This window comes from Aeromonas sp. R7-1, from assembly GCF_040908115.1.
Classification (GTDB): domain Bacteria; phylum Pseudomonadota; class Gammaproteobacteria; order Enterobacterales; family Aeromonadaceae; genus Aeromonas; species Aeromonas caviae.
In genome coordinates this window covers 1-2,150 of record NZ_JBFODD010000026.1, presented here as the reverse complement: position 1 = coordinate 2,150, position 2,150 = coordinate 1, and the positions used below count along the sequence as shown (strand labels likewise).

2 protein-coding genes are annotated in these 2,150 nt (G+C 53.6%); both read left to right on the top strand.

All coding sequences use genetic code 11. The features are described from left to right. The coding region (gene tuf, locus AB5Y51_RS06195; protein WP_017788708.1) for an elongation factor Tu at positions 1 to 1,137 on the top strand (1,137 nt) is incomplete at its 5' end. A gap of 113 nt (positions 1,138 to 1,250) precedes the next feature. Beyond that, positions 1,251 to 1,793, top strand: a complete 543-nt coding sequence (gmhB, locus tag AB5Y51_RS06190) for a D-glycero-beta-D-manno-heptose 1,7-bisphosphate 7-phosphatase (RefSeq protein ID WP_323882946.1) — start codon at positions 1,251 to 1,253, stop codon at positions 1,791 to 1,793. Positions 1,794 to 2,150: the final 357 nt, after the last annotated feature.

Genomic DNA, 2,150 nt, shown 5'->3' with positions numbered 1-2,150 from the left:
ACCATCGGCCACGTTGACCACGGTAAAACCACCCTGACCGCCGCCATCACCAACGTGCTGGCCAAGCACTTCGGTGGTAAAGCTTTCGCCTTCGACCAGATCGACAAGGCACCGGAAGAGCGTGAGCGTGGTATCACCATCAACACCTCCCACGTAGAATACGACACTGCAACCCGCCACTATGCCCACGTAGATTGCCCGGGTCACGCCGACTACGTTAAAAACATGATCACCGGTGCTGCCCAGATGGACGGCGCAATCCTGGTAGTAGCAGCGACTGACGGCCCGATGCCGCAAACTCGTGAGCACATCCTGCTGGGTCGTCAGGTAGGCGTTCCGTACATCATCGTGTTCATGAACAAGTGCGACATGGTAGATGACGAAGAGCTGCTGGAACTGGTCGAGATGGAAGTTCGCGAACTGCTGTCCGAGTACGACTTCCCGGGTGATGACCTGCCGGTAGTACGTGGTTCCGCACTGAAAGCGCTGGAAGGCGAAGCTCAGTGGGAAGAGAAGATCCTGGAACTGGCTGGCCACCTGGACACCTACATTCCGGAGCCGGAGCGTGCCATCGACCAGCCGTTCCTGATGCCTATCGAAGACGTCTTCTCCATCGCAGGCCGTGGTACCGTAGTTACCGGTCGTGTAGAGCGCGGTATCGTCAAGGTTGGTGAAGAAGTGGAAATCGTTGGTATCAAAGATACCACCAAGACCACCTGTACTGGCGTTGAAATGTTCCGCAAACTGCTGGACGAAGGTCGTGCTGGTGAGAACGTTGGTGCACTGCTGCGTGGCGTGAAGCGTGAAGACGTAGAGCGTGGTCAGGTACTGGCCAAGCCGGGCACCATCAAGCCGCACACCAAGTTCGAATCCGAAGTGTACGTGCTGTCCAAAGAAGAAGGTGGTCGTCACACTCCGTTCTTCAAGGGCTACCGTCCGCAGTTCTACTTCCGTACTACCGACGTGACCGGTACCATCGAACTGCCGGAAGGCGTAGAGATGGTCATGCCGGGCGACAACATCAAGATGGTTGTTACCCTGATTGCCCCGATCGCGATGGACGACGGCCTGCGTTTCGCCATCCGTGAAGGTGGCCGTACCGTAGGTGCTGGTGTTGTAGCTAAAGTTATCGCTTAATCGATACTTTATATGCACACATGAAAGGGGTGGCTTCGGCCACCCCTTTTACTTTTGGGGCTTTAATTGGCCTGTGAGATACTTTTGCGAAATCATCTATAGAGGTAGCTGCTGTGAGTAAACCCGCCATTTTTCTGGATCGTGACGGTGTCATCAATGAAGACACTGGCTATGTCAGTCAGGTCGATGATTTCCATTTTCTGCCCGGAGTCATAGACGCCCTGCAGCTCCTCAAAAAGAAAGGCTATCTTCTGGTCGTGGTGACCAACCAATCCGGTATCGCCCGCGGTTACTTCACTGAAGATGACTTCATGAACCTGACCGAGTGGATGGATTGGTCATTGGCCGATCGGGATGTGGATCTCGATGGTATCTACTTCTGCCCCCATCACCCGGACCACGGTGCCCCCTGCGACTGCCGCAAACCCGAACCGGGTATGTTGTTGCTTGCCCAGCAGGAGCTGGGTATCGATATGAGCCGCTCTTATATGGTGGGTGACAAACCTTCGGACCTGAAAGCCGCCATCAATGCCCAGGTCGGTCACAAGATAATGGTCAGAACAGGCAAGCCGATTACTGATGCGGGGATTGAGCTGGCCGATGCCATCTACGACAACCTGCATGATTTTGCCGTTGTAGCGCCTGTCACAGGCTGATTTCGCTGGATCAAGATGCTTTTTGGTGGCTTTTTGGTGGCTTTTTGGTGGCTTTGTGAGCGGTTGAACGATGGAAGTCATTTTTTTGCAATTATCTCCTTGCCAGAACGAATTCGCTCCCTATAATGCGCCTCCATCGACAGGGCAAGCGGCAACGCAAACAACCCGGTCGGTAGCCTCGAAAAGCCTTTGAAAATAAGGCTTGACTCGAGACGGCGGTTGAGTAGAATGCCACTCCCGCAGCAGCCAAAAGCTGCGTCGATCTTTAACAATTTGAATCAAGCAATCTGTGTGGGCACTCACAGCATCGAGCATCAAAAACAATTTTTGATATCAATGTCTGATGAAGTGACCAAA